Source organism: uncultured Tateyamaria sp. (genome assembly GCF_947503465.1).
Classification (GTDB): domain Bacteria; phylum Pseudomonadota; class Alphaproteobacteria; order Rhodobacterales; family Rhodobacteraceae; genus Tateyamaria.
This window is the reverse complement of record NZ_CANNDN010000001.1, coordinates 1,658,919-1,681,197: the sequence shown is the minus strand read 5'-3', so window position 1 is coordinate 1,681,197 and position 22,279 is coordinate 1,658,919. Positions and strand designations below refer to the sequence as shown.

Sequence of the window (22,279 nt, the reverse complement as noted above, 5' to 3'; positions counted from 1 at the left end):
AACGGGGCGTGCGGTGCGTTCGTTACCAAGGCGTAAACGTCTGCCGCTGCCGAAAACTGTCAGTTGGATGCGGTGGACTGTGCCCACGGGCGCGATAGGTTCAGGAGGGTGCGACATGGGGGGCAAGGGCATGGCTGACGGGTTTGAAGCGATGGTGGACGAGGCGCTGACCTTTTTCGCCAAGTTGGAGAAGAACAATTCCAAGGCGTGGTTCGAGCCGCACAAGGCGCATTACAAGGATGCCATTGCCGGGCCAGCCGGGTTCTTTGCGGACCTGATGTCCGAGGACATTGCCCGCATAACCGGCACACCCCACAGCCCAAAGGTATTTCGCATTTACCGCGATGTGCGGTTTTCCAAGGACAAGACGCCCTTGAACACGCATCTGCACATCATGTGGACGCCTGCGGACAAGGACCCGCTGGCGCCGTCATGGTTCTGGGGGCTGGCGCAGGACTATTTCATCCTGGGCATGGGCGTGATGGGATTGCAGGGCGAACATCTGACCCGGTACCGCGCGTTTGTCGACACCTGGGGTGACAGCCTGCAGGACGCGCTGGATCAGATCGCATCGCAGGGCGCGCAGATCAGCGATTGGGGGCCCGAGCCATTGAAACGCGTCCCGAAACCCTATGATCAGGACCATCGCCATGCCGACCTGCTGAAACGCAAGGCCCTGGCCATTTCCGGGCCCCTGCCGGACGATTGGCGCGACACCGGTCTGCTGAAGGCCACGGTGTCGCGGATCAACGAATTGATGCCGGTCTGGACCGTATTCGATAAACATCTGTGAAGTTGACGCATATCAAGGACGCCGCGCGCCATTGGGTGTTTGATTCTGCCTGGAAACAGCAGGAGACGTCACGTGGCACAGCCCCTTCAAACCGTAGATGCCAACCCATCCGCCGCGCAGGCCTTTGACACGAGGCAATACCCCTATCCTGAAAGGATGAGCCGCGCCGACTACGAGGCGGAGAAGGCGGCCTTGCAGGTCGAGTTGTTGAAAGTGCAGCTGTGGGTGCAGGAGACCGGCCAGAAATTCGTGCTTTTGTTCGAGGGCCGCGATGCTGCCGGAAAGGGCGGCACGATCAAGCGGTTCATGGAACATCTGAACCCGCGCGCGGCCCGTGTGGTCGCCCTGAACAAACCGTCGGACGCCGAGCGGGGGCAGTGGTTTTTCCAACGCTACATCAAGCATCTGCCGACCGCTGGCGAGATCGTTCTGTATGACAGGTCGTGGTACAACCGTGCCGGGGTGGAACGGGTGATGTCCTTTTGCGCGGCCAACGCGTACCTGGAATTCATGCGGCAGACGCCCGAGTTCGAACGCATGTTGGTGCGGTCGGGCATTCATCTGTTCAAGTACTGGTTCTCGGTGACCCAGGACGAACAGCGCCGCCGCTTTGAAGCGCGTGAAACCGACCCGCTGAAGCAATGGAAACTGTCGCCCATCGATCGGGCCAGCCTGGACAAGTGGGACGATTACACAGAGGCGAAGGAGGCGATGTTTTTCTACACGGATACGGCCGATGCGCCGTGGACAGTCATCAAGTCCAATGACAAGAAACGTGCCCGCATCAACTGTATGAAGCATTTTCTGGCGAGCCTGGACTACCCCGGCAAGGATCTGAGCGTGGTAACGCCGCCTGATCCATTGATCGTGCAGCATGCCGATACGTCCGTTCACGAGGCCGGGCACATTCTGGCGGCGTCACGTCACCCGCACTCCCGCAAAAGCTGAACCCCGAGGTTACGATGTCGAACACGCCGCACGAACTGGCCAATGACTTTCCCGAACATGCCGCACGCATTTCCGAATTGCGCGGTCGTGACGCGCATTTTGCGCGATTGGTTGAGACGTATCACAGCCTGAACCGCGCCGTGCACCGGGCGGAAACGGACGTGGAACCCGTCTCGGATCTGTTCATGCAGGATTTGCGCAAGCAGCGGATGGCGCTGAAGGATCAGATCTATGACCGACTGAACACCTGAAACGGGTGGACTTGATCCGTCGCATTTGAACTAAATCCCGATCATATCCCGGCGGCGCGGCAACCCGGTGTTTAGGTGTCGCGCCCCAAAACGCCCGCACGCGATAATTTCAGAATGGGATTGCGATGCGGTGGATATGGTGCCTTTTGGCGTGTGTGGCTTTGGTGGTGCAGGCGGCCATTGCCTGGGGCGAGGCGTTGCCAATGGCGACCCGCGCCAGCCTGTTGACCAAGGCGGCCCCGTTGTTCGAGACCCGGCAGCCGATGATCCGCCATACCGGTGCCAGTCTGTTTGCGGGCCGATCCATGACCGGCCTGTTTGCCCCACCGGACCCGACCGAGGTTGAAAAGCTGCGCAATTATCCGGTTGGTGGCCGGGTTGCCCGGCTGCGCACGTTGATCGCGCAAGCCGAGGCCGGCGCCAAGGGCTATGACGCGGTACAGTACGGGGCCACGATCAAACCCGACGCGGCCCCGACCCAGATGACCATTCAGCAGATTTATGACTGGATCGATGAGACGCCCGGCCAGCCCCACGCCATTGGCCGCTATCAATTCATCCCGCCGACGCTGCGCCGACTGGTGCGCCAGGCGGGGCTTGACCCAAGGCAGCGCTTTTCGCCGGAGGTGCAGGATCGGTTGGCAGATATCCTGTTGGCTGATGCCGGTTTGGAGTCCTTCCTGTCCGGAAACATGCCGCGCGATGCGTTCATGAACAATCTGGCCAAGATCTGGGCGGGTCTGCCCAATGACACCGGGAAGTCGCATTACCATGGCTATGCGGGGAACAAGGCGACGATGACCTGGGCGCATTTTGACGCGCAAATGGTGCGGATTTTCGCGCGGTAGCGCGGGCGTGTGACGGGGCGGAGGTGCGGGCACGGGGCATGTGTCGAAACGCCCTGTGCACCGAAAAACCCCCGACACAGGGCCGGGGGGTTCCAATGGGCGCGGGACATCCCCGCCTTTTGCGTGCCGCTTACTGCGGAATGTCGCCTTCGATGCCTTCGACATAGAAGTTCATGCCCGCGAGCGTGCCATCATCGGCTGTCTCGCCTTCGGCCAGCCACGGCGTGCCGTCCTGCTTGTTCAGCGGGCCGGTGAACGCATGGTAGGACCCGTCAGCCAGGGCCGCCTTCATGGCAAGCGCTTCGGCCTTCACGTTCTCTGGCACGGCGTCAGAGATTTCGCCGATCTTGACCATGCCCGGGCCGATGCCGTCCCATGTGTCCTGCTGTTCCCATGTGCCCTCCATCACGGCGCGGGTGCGCGCGATGTAGTAGGGGGCCCAGTCGTCAATGATGGACGAGACGCGCGGGAAGGGGCCGTACTGACCCATGTCCGACGCCTGGCCAAAGGTCACAACGCCGCCTGCTTCCTGTGCCGCCGCTTGCGGGGCGGTGGAGTCGGTGTGTTGCAGAACCACGTCCGCGCCCTGGTCGATCAGGGTCTTGGCGGCATCCGCTTCCTTGGCGGGGTCAAACCAGGTGTAGACCCAGATGATCTTGAACTCGACATCCGGGTTCACCTTCTTGGCATGGATATAGGCCGAGTTGATGCCGCGGATCACTTCGGGGATCGGGAAGGAGCCGATATAGCCGATGATGTTCGACTTGGTCATGTTGCCCGCGATGTGGCCCTGAATGGCGCGCCCTTCGTAGAAACGGGCCGAGTAGGTCGACACGTTCGGGTGCAGGCGCTTGTAGCCCGTTGCGTGTTCGAATTTCACGTCCGGGAACTTGGCCGCCACATTGTTGGTCGGGTCCATGTAGCCAAAGGATGTGGTAAAGATCAGGTCTGCGCCATCGAGCGCCATCTGTGTCATAACGCGTTCGCTGTCGGGCCCTTCGGCCACGTTTTCGACAAACACGGTTTCGACCGCGTCGCCGAACTCAGCCTCGACCGCGAGGCGGCCCTGGTCGTGTTCGTAGGTCCAGCCGCCGTCGCCCACGGGCCCGACATAGACAAAGCCGACCTTGGTCTTTTCATGACCGTCAGCCAGCACCGCGCCACCAAGGCCCAGCACCATGGCCGCACTGGCCAAAAGTGTCGTAAATTTCATCTCAGGTTTCTCCCCATTTTGGTGCGCCCCTTATCCCGAGGCGTGGAATGTGCGCCCCAGTGAGCCGGGGGCGCGAGATTTGTCCGCGCTTAGAATCACCAGAACGATGATCGTCACGATGTAGGGTGACATTGCCAAATACTCGACCGGAATGGCAACGCCTGCCCCTTGCAGGTTCAACTGCAGCTGGGTGATCCCGCCAAAAAGATAGGCACCCAGCAGGACGCGCCACGGCTTCCAACTGGCAAAGACAACCAGCGCGAGTGCGATCCACCCGACCCCGGCCGTCATCCCTTCGGTCCATTGCGGTACGCGGATCAGGCTGATGTAAGCGCCGCCCAAGCCCGCACAGGCCCCGCCAAACAGGATGGCAAGGGTGCGGATCCGCTTGACCTTGTACCCAAGTGCATGCGCCGCGTCGTGGTTTTCCCCGACAGCGCGCAGGACCAGCCCCATGCGTGTGAACTTGAGCACGGCCCAAGTCGCGGCAAGGATGCCGAGACCCAGATACACCATCAAATCATGACCAAAGATGATCGGCCCGATGACCGGAAGATCGGCCAGCAGCCCCAATGGCGTCGCCTCGGCCCGAGGGGGTTTGATCCCGACATAACTCTGGCCCATGAGCGACGACAGCCCTAGGCCGAACAGCGTAAGCGCGAGGCCCGAGGCCACCTGATTGGCCAGCGCGATTTGGGTGAGAAAGGCAAAGAGCAGGCTGAGCACCGCGCCCCCTATGGCGGCGGCGATGAAGCCAACTGTGGGGGAGCCGGTGTTGACGGCAATGATGAAACCGCAGACCGCGCCTGTGATCATCATTCCTTCGACCCCGAGGTTCAGCACACCTGCGCGTTCGACGACAAGCTCGCCTATGGCGGCCAGTAGGATGGGTGTGGCTGCGGCGATCATGGCAGCGATCAGGAGGATGGGGTTGATGGCAGAAAGGTCCATTCTTAGCCTCTCATAGCCAACGCAAGAAGCAGGAGGCCGCTTGGGAAAAGTGTGCCGGCCAAGGTCACGCCTGCATATTGGCTGAAGCGAGCCACACGGCCCAAGCCCCGTTGTGCACCAAGGAAGGTGAGTACCGCAATTGCTGGGACCGTGAAAAAACCAAACATAGCGGGTGCCAATATCACTACCGCTTGATCGGCCGCCCACAGGCAAAAGGGCAAAACAAAACACCCTAAGAAGAATGCGGATATGAGCAGATGGATTTGACGCATCACGCCACCTCCGCCCCGCCAAACCGCACGCGGTAATTCGTCAGAACATCCAGCGCCAGCAGGAAGAACAACAGCATCCCCTGGAAGACCTGAATGGCTGCGGCGGGCAGACCCAGCTGCGACTGCGCGATGTCCCCGCCAATGTAAGTCAGCGCCATCAACAGCCCTGCCGCCACGATCCCCAGCGGATTGAGCCGCCCGAGAAACGCCACGATGATCGCCGTAAACCCATAGCCCACATTGAAGTCGATGCTGATCTGGCCCGACGGTCCTGCCACTTCGAACATGCCCGCAAGCCCGGCCAGCAGACCCGACATGCCCAGACAAAAGAGCACCAGCCGACCGGGGTTCACACCGCCGAACTTGGCCGCGCGCGGTGCCTCGCCCGTCACCCGGATGGCAAAGCCCAACCGGTGCCGCGTCAGCAGAACATAGGCAAAGATCACCGCGATCAGCGCCGCCACGACGCCCCAATGCATGCCCGTGCCTGCGATGATCTCGGCATTATGGGCTGATGGGTATTGCTGCAAATTGCGTGACCCGGGAAAGCCGAACCCTTCGGGGTTTTTCAACAAACCCAAGGACATGGAGGCGAGAAGCTGCTCGGCCACATAGACCAGCATGAGCGAGACCAAAATCTCGTTGGTGCCGAACTTGACCCTCAAAACGGCCGGGATCATGGCCCAGGCCCAACCGCCCAAGGCGCCGGCCAGCACCATCAGCGGAAAGATCAGAACGCTCTCGGTCGGATAAAACGCCAGCCCCGCGCCCGCGCCGCAGATGGCCCCGATGATGTATTGCCCCTCGGCCCCGATGTTCCAGATGCCCGCGCGAAACCCAAGCGCGAGGCCAATGGCGATCAGAACAAGTGGCGCGCCCTTGATCAGCAGTTGGGGGCGATAGAAAAAGGCGAACTCGCCAAAGATCGGATCCCAGAAGATCGTGGTGATGGCCTGAAACGGGTCCTTTCCCAGAACGGCAAACAGGACACCGCCAAAAATCATGGTCAACACAACCGCCAGAACCGGTGTCGCATAGGCCATCATGGCCGACGGTTGCGGCCGCGCCTCAAGGCGGATCACGGGCACACCTGCATGTTTCTTCCGACCCAAAATACGACCCCCGGAGGGCCCATATCAAACATGTGCAACCTCCATTCCGTGGGCACCGCCAAGCATGAGACCGATGTGTTCCACATTCAGACCGGCGGTCGGTTGTGGATCGCTCAGGCGCCCTTCGTTCAGGGCGGCAAACCGGTCCGAGATTTCCATCAACTCGTCAAGGTCCTGCGAAATTGCCACAACGGCTGACCCGTTTGCGGCCAGATCCAGCAAGGCCTGACGGATCGCGGCCGCGGCCGCCGCGTCCACACCCCAGGTGGGTTGGTTCACGACCAGAACTTCGGGCCGTTGCAACACCTCGCGTCCGATCACGAATTTCTGCAGGTTCCCCCCGGACAGCGACCGTGCCGCGTTTTCGGGCCCCGGCGTGCGCACATCAAAGCCCGCGATGATCCGCTCTGCAAAGGCGCGCGTCTTGGTCCAGTTCAACAGGCCCCGATGCACCAGCCCCTCGCGGGCGGACCCCGTGAGCATGGCATTTTCGATTAGGGACATGTTGGGCGCCGCCGCATGTCCCAACCGTTCCTCGGGCGCGGCCAGCACGCCCAGCCCGCGGCGCGCTTCCGGACCGTCCTTGGCCAGATCGCGTGCGCGAAACCGCACCATGCCGACCTGACAGGGCAACTCGCCCGACAGGACCGCCAGCAATTCGTCCTGTCCGTTCCCTGCAACCCCCCCTATGCCCAGCACTTCGCCTGCGCGCACATCGAAAGAAATGTCTTTGAGCGCCATGCCAAATGCCGAAGGCGATGCAACGGACAAGCCGGTCACCGACAACAGCACATCCCCCGCGCTGTGGGCTGCTGCCTTGGGTGTGGCAAGCGTGCTGCCCACCATCATCTCGGCCATGTCGCGCGCCGAGGTGTCGCGGGGTACGCAACTGCCCACAACCTTGCCGCCCCGCAGGATCGTGGCCGCATCGCAAAGCGCCCGGATCTCCTCGAGCTTGTGCGAAATGTACAGGATGGCGGTGCCTTCCGCGCTCAACTTGCGCAGGGTTTCGAACAGGATATCAACCTCTTGCGGGGTGAGGACCGAAGTTGGTTCATCCATGATAAGAAGCCGGGGGTCCTGTAGAAGGCATCGAATGATCTCGACCCTCTGGCGCTCGCCCGCTGACAGGTCGCCGACAATGCGATCCGGGGCCAGAGGCAGGCCGTAGGTCTCGGACACCTCGCTGATCCGGGCCGCCAAGGTCCGCATGGGGGGTGGTGTTTCCATTCCCAGCGCGATGTTCTCGGCCACGCTCAGCGCGTCAAACAGCGAAAAGTGTTGAAACACCATGCCAACGCCAGCCGCACGGGCCGCCCGTGGATCAACCGGCGCAAAGTCGGCGCCGTTCATCTGCATCCGACCTGCATCCGGTTTGACCAGACCATAGATCATCTTGACCAGCGTCGACTTGCCCGCACCATTTTCGCCTAGAAGCGCGTGAATTTCACCAGGTGCGATGGCCAGCGACACATCGTCATTCGCCACCACACCGGGATAGGCCTTGGTCAATCCGGTCAGGGACAAAAGGGGGCTCACGCACGCGTCTCCAGTCGTTGCGGTATGGTTTCCGTGGACTGTGCTAGCCGATAGGCGACCCCAATCGCAATCAAATGCGGATCCTTGCCCAAGGACGGATCGCCAATGGGGCATGTGATACGGTCAATATCAGTTGCCAGGTGGCCCAGTTCGGCCAGCCGCTTCCGAAAGCGCGCCCATTTCGTGGCGGATCCGATCAGCCCGCAGGATGCGAACCCGCGCCCAAGCAGCGCATGGCACAGCCCCAGGTCGATATCGTGGGCATAGGTCAGGATCAGGTGGTGCGCATCCTGGGGCGCATGCCCGGCCAGCGTTGGCAAATCCGCCGCCGGTATCGAGGTGACGGTGCCCGGAACGTCGTCAGGGAACCGTGTGGCTGCTGTATCGGCCCAGGTCAGCCGGTAGCCCGGCATGTGATGAAGGATGTTCACCAGCGCGCGGCCCACATGGCCCGCCCCCCAGATCCACACCGCCTGATCGGGCGGTTGGACCGGTTCGATCATCCACCCGTCCTTCATCTGCGCCGGTGGCGGTCGTCCCTGATTGCGCGCCGCCTTCATCATCCGTTTGATGGACAGCGGCATGGGGTCCGGCCCCCGCGCGACCAGATCGTGGGGCAGGGCGCGGGCGCGGTTTGTATCATAGACCTCGCACAGAATGTCGACTGCACCGCCACAGCATTGGCCCAGGTCGGGACCAAGCGCATGGCGGGACCGTGTGTCGTGTCGCAACGTCCGTGCGGTTGCGGCCAGTTCGTATTCCAGCGCCCCGCCGCCGATGGTGCCGGATTGCCCGCCGTCCCAGACCAGCATGGCTGCCCCCGCTTCGCGCGGGGCCGATCCCTGCACATGGGCCACAACCACCCGTACCACCCGCCCGTGGGCGTTGCAGGCAGCAATAAGGCCCGCGCGATCAAACATCGCCACGTGCAGTGTGCACCGCCCTCAAGACGGCTTCGGCCGTGGCCGGGGCGTGCAGGTCCGGATAGTGTGGTCCACAGCTTGCTGCTGCGTCGTTGAGCGCCAGAAAGGCCGAAATGCCCAGCATCAGGGGCGGCTCTCCGACCGCTTTCGATTTGTAGATCGTATCGGCCCGGTTCTCGCCATCCCACAAGGCGACGTTGAAAATATCGGGCCGGTCGCCACATGCCGGTATCTTGTAGGTCGACGGGGCATGTGTCCGCAGCCGTCCGGCGTCGTCCCAGACCAGTTCCTCGGTCGTCAGCCATCCCGCACCCTGGACATAGCCGCCTTCGATCTGTCCGATATCCAGCGCCGGATTCAAGGAGGCACCGGCATCATGCAGAATGTCGGCCCGCAGAATGCGGTTTTCTCCGGTCAACGTATCAATGACCACCTCGGTGACCGCCGCGCCATAGGCAAAGTAGAAGAACGGGCGGCCCTGACCCTTGATACGGTCCCATTCGATATCGGGCGTCTTGTAGAACCCGGTGGCCGACAGGCTGATCCGCGCATTGTAGGCCAGCGTCGCCACGTCGGTAAAACTGTAGTCCCCGGATCCGGCACGGACCCGGCCGTCGGCAAAGACGACGTCATCCGGGCGGCATTGGTGCAGTTGCGACAGGTGTTCTGCCATCCGTGTGCGGATGGTGTCACACGCTGCCTTGACGGCCATGCCGTTCAGATCGCTGCCGGATGATGCGGCCGTGGCCGACGTGTTGGGTACTTTGGCCGTGTCCGTTGCGGTGATCTTGACCGCGTCGAGCGGCACGCCAAATCGGCTTGCCGCGACTTGCGCGACTTTCTGAAACAAGCCCTGACCCATCTCGGTCCCGCCGTGGTTCAGGTGGATTGACCCGTCGGCATAGACATGAACAAGCGCCCCGGCCTGGTTCAGATGCGTGAGGGTGAAACTGATCCCGAACTTGACCGGCGTCAGCGCGATGCCCTTTTTCAGCACCGGGTTGGCGGCATTCCATGCGGCAACAGCCGCGCGCCGCGCATCATAGTCCGAGGTCTTGCGCACTTGTGCCACGATCGCGTCCGCGATGAAGTCGTCGACCTCTTGCCCATAGGGCGTTGTTTGCTTCTTCCGACCCGAAATACGACCGCCGGAGGCATAAAAATTGGCACTCCGCACCTCAAGCGGATCAAGGCGCAGATGGTGTGCGACATGGTCGACGATCCGTTCCATCCCAAGCATGCCTTGCGGTCCGCCAAACCCCCGAAAGGCGGTGGCCGATTGGGTGTTGGTGCGCAGCCGGTGGCTTTCGATCCGCACATTGGGCAGCCAATAGGCGTTGTCGGCGTGCAGCATGGCCCGGTCGGCGACGGGCAGCGACAGGTCCATCGCCCAACCGCAGCGGGCATATTGGCGGACGTCCAGCGCGGTGATTTTGCCCGACGCGTCAAACCCCACGTCATAGTCGATGCGGAAATCATGCCGCTTGCCGGTAATGACCATGTCGTCATCGCGATCATAGCGCATCTTGCAGGGCACGCCGGTCAGCCGCGCGGCCACCGCGCAGGCCACGGCCAGCGCATTGCCCTGGCTTTCCTTGCCTCCGAACCCGCCGCCCATGCGCCGCGTTTCGACGCGAACCGCGTGCATGGGTTTGCCAATGGCATCGGCCACCTTGTGCTGGATTTCGGTCGGATGCTGGGTGGACGAGATGACATGCATGTCGCCGTCTTCGCCCGGCAGAACCAGCGCGGCCTGCCCTTCGAGGTAAAAGTGTTCCTGTCCGCCAATATGGACCGACCCGGTCAGGCGGTGCTGTGCCCCGTCCAGGCCCAGGGCGGCACCGCCGCGGGCATAGATGCGTGGACCATCCTCGAACCGACTGCCCGCCGCCAAAGCCGCGTCGATCGTCAGGACCGGCGTTTCTTCCGCAACATCAATCCTGCCAAGCCGTGCCGCGTGTCGCGCTGCCAGATGCGACCGCGCCACGACCAGAAACAGCGGCTGGCCCACGTAATGCACCGCGCCATCGGACAAAAGCGGCTCGTCATGGGCGGACGGCGAAACATCGTTCGCAAAGGGCAGGTCATCCGCGGTCAGGACCGCGATGACGTCCGGTGCGTCGCGCACGGCAGACAGGTCCATCTGCGTGATCCGACCCTTCGCAACACTGCTGGTGCCAAAGGCCAGGTGCAATGCGCCTACAGGCGTCGGCATGTCATCCACGTAGCGGGCGGCGCCCGTCACATGCAGGTGCGCGGCATCGTGGGGCAGCGGCCTGGCGACGCTCATGGGGTGACCTCCAACACGTTGGCGGCCTGACCCTGATCTTCCAGCCACGCCCGCAGTAGCATGTTCTGTGCCGCCTCCATGCGGTAACCGGCAGAGGCGCGCATGTCGCTGAGCGGCGTGAAATCCCGGGTCATGGCTTGCATCGCCGAGGCCACTGTCGCGTCTGTCCATGGCATGCCGCGTAGCGCCGCCTCGGCATGTACGGCCCGTTTGGGCGTGCCCGCCATACCGCCGAAGGCCAGACGTATGTTGGCCACTTCGCCGTCGCGTACGTCGATCCAGAAACAGCCACATACGGCCGAAATGTCCTGATCGAACCGTTTGGACAGTTTGTAACACCGCAGGTGATCGTCCTGCCGTGGAATGGTGATCGCCTCGACAAACTCGTTTGGTGCGCGGTCTTGCTTGCCGTAGTCGATGAAGAATTCCTCGATCGGTCGAGCCCGGACACCGTCCACGGAGCGCAGATGGACTGTTGCCCCCAGCGCAATCAGTGCAGGTGAGCCGTCGCCGATGGGCGAGCCGTTTGCGACATTGCCGCCGATTGTCGCGGCGTTGCGCACCTGGACGGATCCGTAGCGACGGATCAATTCGGCAAAGGCCGGGTGGTGATCGCCCATGATCCCATGCAGATCTGTCAAGGTCGTGGCCGCGCCGATACGGATGTGTTCGTCTGTGACCGTGACGCCTGCCAATTCTGGAATCCGGTTGAGAAACGCCACCGGACCCAGATCGCGAAGGTCCTTGGTCACCCACAGGCCCACATCCGTCGCGCCGGCCACGAGCGTGCCGCCAGGGTTTTCATGCATCCATTTCGCGAGGGCATCGGGCGTCGTTGGGGGCTCTGCCCCCGGCTCCTGCGGAGCCTCCCCCGAAGTATTTCGGGCCAGAAGAAGGGGGGCGTCGTTCACATGATCCGGGACCGGCGCATGTTGGGCCGCTTCGGCGGCTCGAACGATGGGCGCATACCCGGTACACCGGCAGAGGTTGCCCGCCAACGCCGTGTCATGGTCCGTCTCACCATTCAGATGCGCCGTTGCCATCGTGGTGACAAACCCGGGCGTGCAAAAGCCGCACTGGCTTCCGTGATGATCGATCATGGCTTGCTGGACGGGGTGCAATGTGCCGTCAGGGGCGGCGATCCCTTCAACTGTGCGTACCGCCTTGCCCGCAATCTGCGGCACGAACAGGATGCAGGCATTCAGTGCCCGCGCGCCGATCTCGTCCGTCACCATCACCGAACAGGCGCCACAATCGCCTTCGTTGCAGCCTTCCTTGGTGCCCGTCAGGCCGGGGCGGTCCCGCAGCCAGTCCAGCAATGTCGTTGTCGGAGAAGTCTCAGCCGTGATCTCGCTTCCATTCAGAAGAAAGGTCGTGCGCATGTTTTCTTGTGCCCGCCGCGGTACCAACGCCCCTGTGCGGCCCCTCGGTCGATGCGGCGTAGACCGAAGGGCGGGCTGTCGGCCGATAGCGTAGGGCAGTCAGACAGGCAATGGCAAGTTGTCCGGCCTGTTCAGGCAGCCATTTTCGTGGCCAGTGCCGCGAGGTTGGACAATCCGGCCTCCCACCCGGCCCTGAATTCGTTGTCGGCATCCGGCCCGGTGAAAGAGGACACGGCCACGGCAACATCCAGTCGTGAGCCCGCACCTTCTGCGGTGACCCGATACGTGACAAGCGTTGTTGCGATGGTCGAACCGCCCACGTGCACCGTTTCGGTAAAGGCGGCGTCGTGCGGGCCGTCAAGACGGTACCACCGTGTGTCCACCGTAAACTCGGGATTGTCAGCGGGCCCGCATCGGTGCGTTTCGAAGCCGCCAACGCGCAGGTCGGACTGTTCCATGGTCAGCACCATGCCTTCTTCTGGCGCGCCCCAGGTTTCGCGCATCCGGGCATCCGTCAGCAGATGCCACAGCCGGTCCGGCGTCAGCGGCATGGTGCGGGTAAGGTCAAAATGTCCGGTATCGGTGCTCATGATCGTGTCCTTTCCATCTGGGTGGCCAGACGGGACAGCCGTGCCATACGGCCCTCCCACATGGTTCTGTGCGCATCGAGCCATTCCGCGCCGGTGCGCAGGGCGTCGGGTTGCATTTCAACGGTGCGCACGCGCCCCGTCTTGCTGCTTGTGACCAATCCGCTGTCTTCAAGCACCTTGAGGTGGCGCAAGAACGTTGGCAGCGCCATGTCATGCGCGCCGTGCAGCGTGCTGACCGTGGCGGGGCCGTGGATCAGGTGTTCCACCACCGCGCGGCGCGTCGGGTCCGACAGGGCGCTGAAAAAGCTGTCCAGTTTGTTAGCCATGTTGCTAAGTATCACGCTGTGGCGAGTCACGTCAAGATACTTAGCGTGTTCGCTTACCATTAGGCTGTGGATAACACTCCATGGGGCTTTCCGACGGGCCCGCTACGACATATCGTGGGCGGATGACCGACGCCCCCCGATTCATTCACCTGCGCACGCATTCCGAATACTCGCTGCTGGAAGGGGCGATGCGCCTCAAAAAGCTGCCCGGCCTGGTGCGGGATGCAGGTATGCCTGCCATTGCACTGACCGATACGAACAACATGTTCGCCGCGCTGGAGTTTTCTGTGGGCATGGCGGGGGCGGGTGTGCAGCCCATCATCGGTTGCCAGGTTGACCTGCAATATGTCGCACCGCGCCCCGGCGAACGCCTGCGTGACCCGGCCCCGCTGGTCCTGTTGGCACAGACCGAGGCGGGCTATGAAAACCTGATGAAGCTCAACTCGTGCCTTTATCTGCGCGAGGCGTCCGAATTGCCCCATGTCACGGTGGAGGAGCTGGCGGGCCATTCCGCAGACGTCATCTGCCTGACCGGCGGGCCGGGCGGACCTGTCGGGATGCTGTTGCAAACCGGTCAGGTGCCTGCTGCGCAAGCGCTGATGGATCGGCTCAGGGACATCTTTGCCGACCGGCTCTACGTCGAATTGCAGCGGCATCCGGGCGAGGGGGGGCAGCCCGAGGCCGAGCGTCTGACGGAACGGCCGCTGATTGAAATGGCCTATGCTATGGATGTGCCGCTGGTCGCCACGAACGACGTCTATTTTCCGAAGCCGGACATGTATGAAAGCCATGACGCGCTGATCTGCATCGCCGAAGGTGCCTATGTCGACCAGCAGGAACCGCGCCGTCGTTTGACCGCGCAGCACTATTTCAAGAGCCAGGCCGAAATGGTGACGCTGTTTGCCGATCTGCCGGAAGCCATAGAAAACACGGTGGAAATTGCACGGCGCTGTGCCTTCATGGCGTATCGCCGTGATCCGATCCTGCCCAAGTTTGCGGACGACGAAGTTGAAGAACTGAGGCGTCAGGCCAACGATGGCTTGCAAGAACGGCTGAAGGTCATTCCGCACGCCACCAGCGTGGAGGAATACCAGAAACGGCTCGATTTCGAACTCGACATCATCGAAGGCATGGGCTTTCCCGGCTACTTTCTGATTGTCGCCGATTTCATCAAATGGGCGAAGGATCATAACATCCCGGTGGGTCCCGGCCGGGGCTCGGGCGCGGGCAGCCTCGTGGCCTACGCGCTGACCGTTACCGACCTTGACCCCTTGCGATACGCCTTGCTGTTCGAACGGTTCCTTAATCCCGAGCGGGTTTCCATGCCCGACTTCGACATCGACTTTTGCATGGATCGGCGCGAGGAAGTGATCCGCTACGTGCAGGAGAAGTATGGCCGCGACAAGGTGGGCCAGATCATCACCTTTGGTGCGCTTCTGTCGAAGGCCGCCGTGCGCGATATCGGGCGTGTCCTGCAGATGCCCTATGGCCAGGTCGATCGATTGTCCAAGCTGATCCCGGTCGAAGGTGTGAAACCTGTCAGCATCGAAAAGGCGCTGACGGACGAACCGCGGCTGCGCGAAGAGGCGCGCAATGAAGAGGTTGTGGACCGCCTGCTCACCTACGGCCAACAGGTCGAGGGGCTGCTGCGCAACGCCTCGACCCACGCCGCTGGCGTGGTGATTGGGGACAGGCCACTGGATGCGCTGGTCCCGCTGTATCAGGATCCGCGATCCGACATGCCGGCGACCCAGTTCAATATGAAATGGGTGGAACAGGCGGGCCTTGTCAAATTCGACTTTCTTGGCCTGAAAACCCTGACGGTGATCCAGAACGCGGTGGATCAGATCCTGGCGTCCGGGCGCGCATTGCACATCGCTGCGGACGGCACCGAACTCTACACGCCCGCGGACGGGATGGAGAATGACATCGGCGGCATCCCTCTGGATGATGAGGCGTCTTACAAGCTTTATGCTGCGGGCAAGACGGTCGCCGTGTTCCAGGTGGAAAGCTCGGGCATGATCGACGCGCTCAAGCGGATGAAGCCCGACTGTATCGAGGACATCATCGCGCTCGTCGCCCTCTACCGTCCCGGGCCCATGGAAAACATCCCGAAGTTTTGCGAGGTCAAGAACGGGCTGAGCGACAGGGACACGCTGCACCCTTCGATTGATCATATCCTGGACGAAACGCAGGGTATCATCGTGTACCAGGAACAGGTGATGCAGATCGCGCAGGAAATGGCGGGCTACTCGCTTGGCGGTGCCGACCTGCTGCGCCGCGCGATGGGCAAGAAAATCCAGGAGGCCATGGACGCCGAGCGGCCCAAGTTCCTTGCCGGGGCCAAGGAAAACGGCGTGGACGAGGACAAGGCGTTGGAGGTCTGGCATCTTCTCGACAAGTTCGCGAACTACGGCTTCAACAAGTCCCACGCCGCGGCCTATGCCGTGGTCAGCTACCAGACGGCATGGCTGAAGGCGAACCACCCGGTCGAATTCATGGCCGGGGTGATGAATTGCGATATCCACCTGACGGACAAGCTGGCCGTGTATTTCGAGGAAGTGCGCAAGGGGTTGGATTTGCCATGGGTGCCACCATGCGTGAACCGCTCGGATGCCACGTTCAAAGTGGTGGACGGCGCCCTGGTCTATGCGCTGGGTGCGCTGAAGAATGTCGGCGTCGAAGCGATGCGGTTGGTGCAAGAGGCGCGCGACAGCAAGCCCTTTGTCAACCTGTTCGACTTTGCGCGTCGGGTCGACCTGAAGAAGGTCGGAAAGCGGCCGCTTGAGATGTTGGCGCGCGCCGGGGCCTTCGATCAACTCGATCCCAACCGGCGCCGCGTGTTTGACGCGTTGGATGCGCTGTCTGCCTACTCCGCTGCGGTACATGATCAAAAGAACTCCAACCAGGTGTCTTTGTTTGGTGAAGCGGGTGACGACCTTCCCGAACCACGGCTTTTGCCGCTGGACGATTGGTTGCCTGCCGAACGGCTGGGCGAAGAACACAAGGCTGTCGGTTTCTACCTTTCCGGTCACCCGCTTGACGACTACATGGGTCCATTGAAACGCAAGGGCGTCATCACGTTGGACGAGGTGACGACCAAGGCCGAAAGCCAGCCCCTGGTTGCAAAGCTGGCGGGCGTCGTGTCCGGTTTGCAGGTGCGTAAATCGGCCAAGGGCAACCGATTTGCCTTCTGCCAGATGTCGGACACGACGGGCGCGTACGAGGTCACGCTGTTTTCGGAAAGCCTTGAAAAGGCGCAGGATACCCTGGTGACAGGCGCCAAGGTGATAGTGACGGTCGAAGCGACGATGGAGTCGGACCAGTTGAAACTGCTGGGCCGGTCGGTTGCGCCGATTGACAGTGTTGTCGCCGATGTCGGGGGCATGGGACTGCGGATATTCGTCGAAGCGCCCACGGCGCTGGCGTCGGTCGCCACCGTTCTGGAAGGTGCCGCAAAGACTGCCAGGGGCGCCGGGCGCGGACCGATCACCGTATGCCTGATGGATGACAGCCTGCCGGGTGAGGTCGAAATGGACCTGGGCGCCGAATTCCCGGTTACGCCCCAGATCAAGGGCGCCATCAAATCGCTGTCCGGCGTGGTCGAGGTTCAGGACATCTAGGCGGTCAACCGCGCGCCCGACTGGACCAAAGCGGCTGTTCCGGCTAGGTACGGCTTTGGGACACTTTTAACGGTTTGGGAGGACAGGCGCGTGACGCGACTTGCATTGGCATATGTGCTGCTGCTTGGTCTGAGCGCTTGTGGCGACCCGTTGGAAGGGATCGGCCGCGTCTCCGAAGGGGCCGTACTGCCAGCCGAGCCGGGCACACGCGCGTTGCCGACCGAGGAGGAACTGGCGCGCGAGGGCAGCATCCTCGCGGAGCTTTTTGCGCCGCAGGCCCATGCGGAGACACGCGTTGACGATGAACAGCGGGCCGGAACCCCGGACCAGGTGCCAACGCAACCAGAAGACACCGACACCCTGGCCAGCGCACAGGTGGTTGGCGCACATGATGGGGCATTGGCGACAGAGGCCCCACGTATCAGCGACGCCAAAACCGGTGCACCAGCACCAAGGGCGCGCGGCGGCGTTCTGGCATGGCTGCGTCAAGCGGCACAGCCCGATGACGCAGCGGACGCCCAAACAGCGCTGCCGGCCCCAGCCATCGAGGATGAGGCCGAGACGACCGTTGCAGCGCTGCCGGTATCTGCGTCTCCGGATCTCGTGGAACCTGAAAAGCGGCGTGGATTGTTTGGCGCGCCACGTGCCGAAACAAGAAATGGCCCCGATGCGGTGGATGTCGCGCCCGGAATGAGTGTTCCATTTGGGCAGATCGCCCGCAATTGCACGGCCAAGCCTGCGGGTCTGGGCAAGGTCGTGGACAAGGCCGCGCGCAAGGGCCGGGGATATGTTCTGTACGATACGGCACCCGAAAGCACGCAACCTCGGACCTTCTATGTCACCGGGTTTGCCGACAATTGCCCACGTCAGTTCACGGCTGCGCTTGCCCTGTTCGGTGACCCGGCCTTTCATGAACAGCTGCGGTACGGGTTGCCGGCAGAGGAATACCCCTATTCGACCACGGACGAAGCCTATGAAAAGCTGAAGCGCAAGGTGTGCAATGTCGGGCGCAATACGCCGTGCGGGGACCGCATTGATCGCTTGTCACGAAACACGACGTTCATCAGTGCGTATGAAAAGTTCACCGACAACGGGCGCTGGGCGGATATGCTCTTGCATGACGGCAGCGTGCTTGCGGCCGCCCTCAAAGCGCCCTGACGCTGGGCGGCAGCGGGAAACGGTCCTTCGCGGCGGATGTGCCACCTAGATCAACCGCTTCAGTAGTGCGGTGGACGTTCATCTCCGATTACGACTCCGCCGCCGCCGTCTGCGTCGCGCTGCGCCTCGCGTTCCATCAGCATCTGCACCCGTCGCGTCAGCAGCGCGATCTCGGTCTCTTGCCGTGCGACCACGTCAGACAGGTCATCCACCGTCCGTTCAAGATGTGCGATTTGTTCTTCCAGCTTGTTCATGCCCCCCTCCTGCCATCTCAGGCTGCGCTTGCCCAGCCCCCATGCCTGAGGTAGTGACGCGCCCGAACCCGCAGTCGGAGCGCCAGCATGGCCAAGCCCAAGAAAACTCCCCGCCCCAAGGCCCAGACGCCAAAGGGGTTTCGCGACTATTTTGGCACGGATGTCACCGACCGGGCCGAGATGCTGCAAAAGATCGCCGGGGTGTATCATCGCTACGGGTTTGACGCGCTCGAATCCAGTGCCGTGGAAACGGTCGAGGCGCTGGGCAAGTTCCTGCCTGATGTGGATCGCCCGAACGAAGGGGTGTTCGCCTGGCAGGAGGAAGATGGTGACTGGCTGGCATTGCGCTACGATATGACGGCGCCGCTGGCGCGCGTTTACGCTCAGCACCGCAACGATCTGCCCACCCCCTATCGCCGTTATACGGTGGGGCCTGTCTGGCGCAATGAAAAGCCTGGGCCAGGCCGGTTTCGGCAGTTTTATCAATGCGATGCAGACACGGTGGGCACGGCAAGCATGGCTGCGGACGCCGAGATTTGCGCGATGCTGTCCGATACGCTCGAAGCCGTGGGGATCCAGCGCGGCGACTATGTGATCCGCATCAACAACCGAAAAGTGCTGAATGGGGTGATGGAGGTGGCGGGCCTTGCAGGAGATGACAAGGACGCCGAACGGGGCATCGTTTTGCGCGCAATCGACAAGCTGGATCGTCTCGGCCCGGATGGCGTCCGTGCGTTGTTGGGCGAGGGGCGCAAGGACGAAAGTGGCGACTTCACCAAAGGTGCGGGCCTGGCCGATGCTGAGGCGGAAATCATCATGGGCTTTATGGATGCAAAGCGCGACACAGGTCCCGATACAGTCGCGCGCCTGAACGACCTGGTTCAAGGCTCTGACATCGGGGCCAAAGGTGTTGCGGAACTCGAAGAGATCGCCGCGCTTCTCGACGCTGCAGGCTACGGCTCCGACCGCATCGTCATCGATCCGTCCGTGGTCCGGGGCCTCGGCTACTACACTGGCCCCGTCTACGAGGCCGAACTCACCTTCGACGTCCAGAACGAAAAGGGCCAGACGGTCCAGTTCGGATCTGTCGCGGGTGGGGGGCGCTATGATGACCTCGTCAAGCGTTTCACCGGGCAGGAAGTGCCTGCCACGGGCGTCTCCATCGGTGTCGACCGCTTGCTGGCCGCGCTCCGCGCCACGAACCGCATCGGCACCGCCGAACAGGGGCCCGTTGTCGTCACGGTCATGGACCGCGACCGCATGGCTGATTATCAGGCCATGGTCGCTGACCTGCGCGGCGCGGGCATCCGGGCCGAAGTTTACCTGGGCAACCCGAAGAACTTTGGCAACCAGCTCAAATACGCGGACAAGCGGAACTCCCCCATCGCCATCATCGAAGGCGCAGACGAGAAAGAGCGTGGTGTCGTGCAGATCAAGGACCTTGTTCTGGGGGCCAAGATCGCCGAAACAGCCAGCGTTGAGGAATGGAAAGACCGCCCCAGCCAGTTTGAAGTGCCGCGTGACCAGATGCTCGCCAAGGTCAAAGAGATCCTGAACCAATGACCCATGCGCGCCAGCGGGCCTACGCCCTGCGGGACAGTTTTGTGGCACAGGGCGCGCAGGTGGTCGAGCCGCCGATCCTGCAACCGGCGGACCTGCTTCTTGATCTTTATGGCGAAGACATTCGCGCCCGCGCCTATGTGACGTCCGACGCCATGCGCGGGGAGCAGATGCTGCGCCCGGATTTCACGGTGCCCGTGGTGCAGATGCACATGGACTGTGGTGCAGAACCCGCCCGCTATACCTATGCTGGCGAGGTGTTTCGCAGGCAGGAAGAAGACCCTGACCGCGCGAGCGAATACCTGCAAGTAGGTTACGAAGTGTTTGACCGCGCAGGCCCGGCCGCGGCAGATGCCGAGGTGTTTGCGCTGATTGCGGACGCCACGAAGGGGGTCGCCTTGCGGGCGGCCACCGGTGACATTGGGGTTCTGATGGCCGCTGTGGACGGTCTGGACACGAGCGACCGGCGCAAGGCGGCCCTGCGGCGTCACATCTGGCGCCCGCGCCGCTTCCGCGCCCTGCTTGACCGTTTCTCCGGGCGCAGCCCAGTGCCCGAAACGCGCGCGGCCTTGCTGGCCGGCAAGGTGCAGACTGACGCACCCCTGACCGGCATGCGCAGCCAGGCCGAGATCGACGCACGGATCAGGGCGCTGCACGACGACGCGGCCGAACCACCCCTGTCTGGCGCGCAAATGGAATGTCTGGATGCGCTGTTGAACGTGCGCGAAACGCTGCCATTCGCGCTGGCGCAGATGCACAACCTGTGTGTCGACCTGCCCGCGATCCGCACGGCGGTGGAACGGGTGGACGCGCGGGCAGAGGCCCTGACCAAACGCGGCATCGACGTTGACACATTGGAATTCGAGGCCAGCTTTGGCCGCACGTCGATGGAGTATTACGACGGGTTTGTGTTTGGTTTCTATGCCGAGAGACGCCCCGACCTGCCGCCTGTCGCCTCAGGCGGGCGCTATGACGCGTTGACCCGCCGTCTTGGCGCAGGCCAGGAAATCCCGGCGGTGGGCGCGGTCATCCGACCCGGTCTGCTGGTCGAACTGGAGGCCGCCGCATGATCAAGCTGGGTGTACCGTCCAAGGGGCGGCTGATGGAAAAGACATTCCAGTGGTTTGACAAGCGCGGCATTACGCTGACCCGCACCGGGTCGGACCGGGAATACGCGGGCGCGGTCGATGGGATCGATGGCGTTTCGCTGGTTCTTCTGTCGGCAGGAGAGGTCCCACGCGAGCTTGCCGCCGGGCGCATTCATCTGGGTGTCACTGGCACCGATCTCATCCACGAAAAACTCCCCCTCTGGGAACAACAGGTCGAACCGATGGCCGAGATGGGGTTCGGCCATGCCGATCTGATCATCGCCGTGCCGAAGGCGTGGACGGATGTGGACCTGACGGACGATTTGGACGCGGCGGCCGCCGCCTTCCGGGCCACGCATGGTTTTCGGCTGCGGATCGCCACAAAGTACCACCGCCTTGTGCGGGATTTCCTGCGCGATGCAGGCGTTGCCGACTATGCGCTTGTGGACAGCCAAGGCGCGACCGAAGGCACGGTCGCGAACGAAACGGCAGAGGCCATTGCCGACATCACCTCGTCCGGTGAGACGCTGCGCGCCAATCACCTCAAGGTCTTGGACGACGGATTGATCCTGGCCAGTCAGGCAACGCTGTGGCGCAGCCGCGTGGCAGAGATGACAGGCGACGAACAGGCCACGCTGAACACGCTTCTGGACCGGCTGAACGCGCGTTAAAGAACCCCGATCTCGGCAAGCGCGCGGTTCAGTTCGACAGGCAGCGGTTCTTCGCGGTCGCGCCCCTTGGGCAGGTCCGGCGGCGTGTCTTCGGGTTTCAGATACCGCCAGCCCTGAAACGGGCGTTTCAAGGCCGACTGAACACGGACAAGCTCTGGATCCGACACGATGGCGCAGCGGCGGATGCCGTCACTGCCGATCACCTCATCCAGGCGGATGATCCGCTGGCGACAGGTCAGAACACCTTTGACAACCCAAAAGATCGATCCGCCGTTCAGGATCTCGGCTTCGCGTTTGGGCCACATGCGCGTCACATGTCGGGGATAACCATCTGCGGTTTGGGCACGCTTGGTCTGCTGCCATGCGACGAGATCGTCATAGCTGTCGCTGCCCACTGACAGTTTGATCAGGTTGATAAACTTATCCACAGAGTCGTCCCCAAGCCACACTCTATATTGTAGCGTGTATCTCTGCTTCTGCAATCTGT

General features: G+C 62.5%; 20 protein-coding genes. 9 read left to right on the top strand and 11 right to left on the bottom strand.

Features of this window, described 5'->3' with window-relative positions:
• The first annotated feature begins 130 nt into the window (after positions 1-130).
• From Q0844_RS08555 to Q0844_RS08540, 4 genes are all read left to right on the top strand, one after another.
• On the top strand, positions 131-793 hold the full coding sequence (locus Q0844_RS08555) for a DUF2461 domain-containing protein (protein WP_299043913.1): 663 nt from the start codon (positions 131-133) through the stop codon (positions 791-793).
• Positions 794-865: 72 nt separating this feature from the next.
• Positions 866-1,741 (top strand): polyphosphate kinase 2, encoded by an 876-nt coding sequence (gene ppk2 / locus Q0844_RS08550; RefSeq protein ID WP_299043911.1) that lies wholly within the window; start codon positions 866-868, stop codon positions 1,739-1,741.
• Between the two features lie 14 nt (positions 1,742-1,755).
• A complete protein-coding gene (locus Q0844_RS08545) occupies positions 1,756-1,992 on the top strand; it encodes a YdcH family protein (RefSeq protein ID WP_299043908.1) in 237 nt (78 codons plus the stop codon).
• Positions 1,993-2,147: 155 nt separating this feature from the next.
• Complete coding sequence (locus Q0844_RS08540; protein WP_299043906.1) at positions 2,148-2,840, top strand: hypothetical protein; 693 nt, start codon at positions 2,148-2,150, stop codon at positions 2,838-2,840.
• 130 nt (positions 2,841-2,970) lie between these two features.
• Here the strand turns inward: Q0844_RS08540 and Q0844_RS08535 are convergent, their stop codons facing one another.
• The 9 genes from Q0844_RS08535 to Q0844_RS08495 form a co-directional block, all read right to left on the bottom strand.
• A complete protein-coding gene (locus Q0844_RS08535; RefSeq protein ID WP_299043903.1) occupies positions 2,971-4,053 on the bottom strand; it encodes a BMP family ABC transporter substrate-binding protein in 1,083 nt (360 codons plus the stop codon).
• 30 nt (positions 4,054-4,083) lie between these two features.
• Positions 4,084-5,004: an ABC transporter permease gene (locus tag Q0844_RS08530; protein ID WP_299043901.1), complete on the bottom strand. Its 921-nt coding sequence runs from the start codon at positions 5,002-5,004 to the stop codon at positions 4,084-4,086.
• A gap of 271 nt (positions 5,005-5,275) precedes the next feature.
• The gene (locus Q0844_RS08525) at positions 5,276-6,358 is read right to left on the bottom strand and encodes an ABC transporter permease (RefSeq protein ID WP_299043898.1); all 1,083 of its coding nucleotides are present in this window, start codon (positions 6,356-6,358) and stop codon (positions 5,276-5,278) included.
• Positions 6,359-6,412: 54 nt separating this feature from the next.
• Positions 6,413-7,927 (bottom strand): ABC transporter ATP-binding protein, encoded by a 1,515-nt coding sequence (locus tag Q0844_RS08520; protein ID WP_299043895.1) that lies wholly within the window; start codon positions 7,925-7,927, stop codon positions 6,413-6,415.
• Positions 7,924-8,847 carry a xanthine dehydrogenase accessory protein XdhC gene (gene xdhC, locus Q0844_RS08515; RefSeq protein ID WP_299043892.1) on the bottom strand — a complete coding sequence of 308 codons (924 nt, stop codon included), beginning with the start codon at positions 8,845-8,847 and terminating at the stop codon, positions 7,924-7,926. Before xdhC ends, Q0844_RS08520 begins: the two co-directional genes overlap by 4 nt.
• The gene (xdhB, locus tag Q0844_RS08510) at positions 8,840-11,140 is read right to left on the bottom strand and encodes a xanthine dehydrogenase molybdopterin binding subunit (protein ID WP_299043889.1); all 2,301 of its coding nucleotides are present in this window, start codon (positions 11,138-11,140) and stop codon (positions 8,840-8,842) included. Before xdhB ends, xdhC begins: the two co-directional genes overlap by 8 nt.
• Entirely contained in the window at positions 11,137-12,522 is a 1,386-nt protein-coding gene (gene xdhA / locus Q0844_RS08505) for a xanthine dehydrogenase small subunit (RefSeq protein WP_299043886.1), read from the bottom strand. The genes xdhB and xdhA overlap by 4 nt, the downstream gene beginning before the upstream one ends.
• 131 nt (positions 12,523-12,653) lie before the next feature.
• Positions 12,654-13,112: an SRPBCC domain-containing protein gene (locus Q0844_RS08500; RefSeq protein WP_299043883.1), complete on the bottom strand. Its 459-nt coding sequence runs from the start codon at positions 13,110-13,112 to the stop codon at positions 12,654-12,656.
• Positions 13,109-13,438 carry a metalloregulator ArsR/SmtB family transcription factor gene (locus Q0844_RS08495; protein ID WP_299043880.1) on the bottom strand — a complete coding sequence of 110 codons (330 nt, stop codon included), beginning with the start codon at positions 13,436-13,438 and terminating at the stop codon, positions 13,109-13,111. The genes Q0844_RS08500 and Q0844_RS08495 overlap by 4 nt, the downstream gene beginning before the upstream one ends.
• Positions 13,439-13,560: 122 nt before the next feature.
• Between Q0844_RS08495 and dnaE the strand changes: the two genes are divergently transcribed.
• Together dnaE and Q0844_RS08485 are read left to right on the top strand one after the other, a co-directional pair.
• Complete coding sequence (gene dnaE / locus Q0844_RS08490; RefSeq protein ID WP_299043877.1) at positions 13,561-17,061, top strand: DNA polymerase III subunit alpha; 3,501 nt, start codon at positions 13,561-13,563, stop codon at positions 17,059-17,061.
• Positions 17,062-17,151: 90 nt separating this feature from the next.
• Positions 17,152-18,219 (top strand): hypothetical protein, encoded by a 1,068-nt coding sequence (locus tag Q0844_RS08485; protein WP_299043874.1) that lies wholly within the window; start codon positions 17,152-17,154, stop codon positions 18,217-18,219.
• A gap of 59 nt (positions 18,220-18,278) precedes the next feature.
• Here Q0844_RS08485 and Q0844_RS08480 read toward each other — a convergent pair whose 3' ends face one another.
• Positions 18,279-18,473, bottom strand: coding sequence for a SlyX family protein (locus Q0844_RS08480; protein WP_299043872.1), 195 nt, complete (start codon positions 18,471-18,473; stop codon positions 18,279-18,281).
• 87 nt (positions 18,474-18,560) lie between these two features.
• Here Q0844_RS08480 and hisS point away from each other — a divergent pair, with 87 nt between their 5' ends.
• From hisS to hisG, 3 genes are read left to right on the top strand one after another with little or no spacing between them, the layout of a single operon-like run.
• Positions 18,561-20,036, top strand: a complete 1,476-nt coding sequence (gene hisS / locus Q0844_RS08475) for a histidine--tRNA ligase (protein WP_299043869.1) — start codon at positions 18,561-18,563, stop codon at positions 20,034-20,036.
• Entirely contained in the window at positions 20,033-21,103 is a 1,071-nt protein-coding gene (locus tag Q0844_RS08470; RefSeq protein WP_299043867.1) for an ATP phosphoribosyltransferase regulatory subunit, read from the top strand. The genes hisS and Q0844_RS08470 overlap by 4 nt, the downstream gene beginning before the upstream one ends.
• Positions 21,100-21,792, top strand: coding sequence for an ATP phosphoribosyltransferase (gene hisG, locus Q0844_RS08465; protein ID WP_299043864.1), 693 nt, complete (start codon positions 21,100-21,102; stop codon positions 21,790-21,792). Before Q0844_RS08470 ends, hisG begins: the two co-directional genes overlap by 4 nt.
• Here the strand turns inward: hisG and Q0844_RS08460 are convergent.
• The gene (locus Q0844_RS08460; RefSeq protein WP_299043861.1) at positions 21,789-22,220 is read right to left on the bottom strand and encodes a DUF1489 domain-containing protein; all 432 of its coding nucleotides are present in this window, start codon (positions 22,218-22,220) and stop codon (positions 21,789-21,791) included. The two genes, hisG and Q0844_RS08460, sit on opposite strands and share 4 nt — an antisense overlap.
• Between the last annotated feature and the right edge of the window lie 59 nt (positions 22,221-22,279).

What these genes read in the sequence shown, in the direction of transcription:
- Q0844_RS08500 (WP_299043883.1), bottom strand. Translation starts at nt 13,112, where the DNA reads ATGAGCACCGATACCGGACATTTTGACCTTACCCGCACCATGCCGCTG.
- Q0844_RS08495 (WP_299043880.1), bottom strand. Translation starts at nt 13,438, where the DNA reads ATGGCTAACAAACTGGACAGCTTTTTCAGCGCCCTGTCGGACCCGACG.
- hisG (WP_299043864.1), top strand. Translation starts at nt 21,100, where the DNA reads ATGATCAAGCTGGGTGTACCGTCCAAGGGGCGGCTGATGGAAAAGACA.
- Q0844_RS08470 (WP_299043867.1), top strand. Translation starts at nt 20,033, where the DNA reads ATGACCCATGCGCGCCAGCGGGCCTACGCCCTGCGGGACAGTTTTGTG.
- hisS (WP_299043869.1), top strand. Translation starts at nt 18,561, where the DNA reads ATGGCCAAGCCCAAGAAAACTCCCCGCCCCAAGGCCCAGACGCCAAAG.
- Q0844_RS08555 (WP_299043913.1), top strand. Translation starts at nt 131, where the DNA reads ATGGCTGACGGGTTTGAAGCGATGGTGGACGAGGCGCTGACCTTTTTC.
- Q0844_RS08535 (WP_299043903.1), bottom strand. Translation starts at nt 4,053, where the DNA reads ATGAAATTTACGACACTTTTGGCCAGTGCGGCCATGGTGCTGGGCCTT.
- xdhA (WP_299043886.1), bottom strand. Translation starts at nt 12,522, where the DNA reads ATGCGCACGACCTTTCTTCTGAATGGAAGCGAGATCACGGCTGAGACT.
- Q0844_RS08530 (WP_299043901.1), bottom strand. Translation starts at nt 5,004, where the DNA reads ATGGACCTTTCTGCCATCAACCCCATCCTCCTGATCGCTGCCATGATC.
- Q0844_RS08480 (WP_299043872.1), bottom strand. Translation starts at nt 18,473, where the DNA reads ATGAACAAGCTGGAAGAACAAATCGCACATCTTGAACGGACGGTGGAT.
- dnaE (WP_299043877.1), top strand. Translation starts at nt 13,561, where the DNA reads ATGACCGACGCCCCCCGATTCATTCACCTGCGCACGCATTCCGAATAC.
- xdhB (WP_299043889.1), bottom strand. Translation starts at nt 11,140, where the DNA reads ATGAGCGTCGCCAGGCCGCTGCCCCACGATGCCGCGCACCTGCATGTG.
- xdhC (WP_299043892.1), bottom strand. Translation starts at nt 8,847, where the DNA reads ATGTTTGATCGCGCGGGCCTTATTGCTGCCTGCAACGCCCACGGGCGG.
- Q0844_RS08545 (WP_299043908.1), top strand. Translation starts at nt 1,756, where the DNA reads ATGTCGAACACGCCGCACGAACTGGCCAATGACTTTCCCGAACATGCC.